Raw genomic sequence first — 1,382 nt, forward strand, 5'->3', positions numbered from 1 at the left:
GCTGGACTGCACCCCTGGAATGAGACACGGTAATTGCGGTGACAGCGCGGTTGCCATGATGCGTTATCGTGCCTTGTTTTGCGCGAAGGCGGTTTCGAACTCAAGCGGCGATTGGTATCCGAGCGCCGAGTGCAGCCGGTCCTTGTTGTAGACCTCTGCAATAAAGCCATCGATGCGGCGGCGGGCGTCGCTGATGTCGGCGAAGGCCTTGCCGTTGATCTCTTCGGTCTTCAGCGTCTTCATGAAGCTCTCGGCCTTGGCGTTGTCGAAGGGATTGCCCGGCCTGCTCATGCTGATGGTGATGTCGCGATCGGCCAGTCGTTGGCGATAGGCGATGGAGGCGTATTGCACGCCGCGATCGGAGTGATGAATCAAGCTGCCGGGTTGCGGCTTTCGAGCACCAAGGGCTGTATCCAGCGCGGCGATGGCGAGCGAGGCGTCGAGCGTGTTCTCCAAAGCCCAGCCGACGGCCTTGCGCGAGAAGGCGTCGAGAATGACGGCAAGATAGACGAAGGCTCTGGCGAGATGCACATAGGTGATATCGGCGACCCAGATTTGATCCGGCGCTGACGGCACCAGGCCACGCACCAGATTGGGCACGATGAGAAAGGCCGAGGGCCGATCGGCAGGTGGCTTCAGGAACGGCGCCTTGCGCTGGGCCAGCAGATTGTCCTCGCGCATAAGCCGCTGAACCTTCTTGGCATTCACCACCATGCCCTGCCGCCGGAGGGTCGCGGTCACCCGCCTGTAGCCATAGAAGCGGTGCTTGAGGCAAATGCGCTGGATCAAGTCCCGCAACTCGCACTCACCTGCCTCATCGGCGCGTCCGGCCAAGTGTCGGTAATAGGTCGCGCGCGGCAGCCCCGCGAGCCTGCACAGGCGCTGCACATCGGCATGCGAACCGGCTGCTTCCAGCGTCATGGCTTCGATGACTTCGATGATGCGGATACGGTTTTGCCTTGCGCTGCCGGCCGCTCCAAGGCGCGCAAGGCTTTTCGAAAAAAATCGATGTCCATCTGCTGGCGACCCACCAGCCGTTCAAGCTCGGCGATGCGCACGTTCGCCTGGGCAAGTGCAGAGCGCTTCGTCTCCTCCGCCTGCAGCGGCTTGAGCTTGCGGGGGCCAGGCTTCGGCCCGGGCTTGCGGTTCAACCCTTCAGGCCCGTGGGCCTTCCACGCCTTGATCCAGTCATGCAGGATCTTGCGAGGTATCCCGAGCTTGCGGGCCACAGGCAGAACGCCTTCGCCTCCCTCGGCACGCTTGATCGCCTTCAATTTGTACGCCGTCGGAAACCGACGGTTCTTTCCTCTTGCTGCCACAGGTCATCCTCGAAATGAGCCTGTCACCGCAATTACCGTGTCTCATTCCAGGGGTGCAGTCCA

At 61.9% G+C, this 1,382-nt stretch carries 2 protein-coding genes; both read right to left on the bottom strand.

Annotation, left to right across the window (positions count from 1 at the left end):
- Nucleotides 1–63: 63 nt before the first annotated feature.
- Entirely contained in the window at nt 64–921 is an 858-nt protein-coding gene (locus ABIB06_RS38800; protein ID WP_247445846.1) for an IS3 family transposase, read from the bottom strand.
- Nucleotides 918–1,319, bottom strand: coding sequence for a transposase (locus ABIB06_RS38805; protein ID WP_345946916.1), 402 nt, complete (start codon nt 1,317–1,319; stop codon nt 918–920). The genes ABIB06_RS38800 and ABIB06_RS38805 overlap by 4 nt, the downstream gene beginning before the upstream one ends.
- Between the last annotated feature and the right edge of the window lie 63 nt (nt 1,320–1,382).

The sequence above is a fragment of the Bradyrhizobium sp. LB8.2 genome, assembly GCF_040548035.1.
Lineage (GTDB): Bacteria > Pseudomonadota > Alphaproteobacteria > Rhizobiales > Xanthobacteraceae > Bradyrhizobium.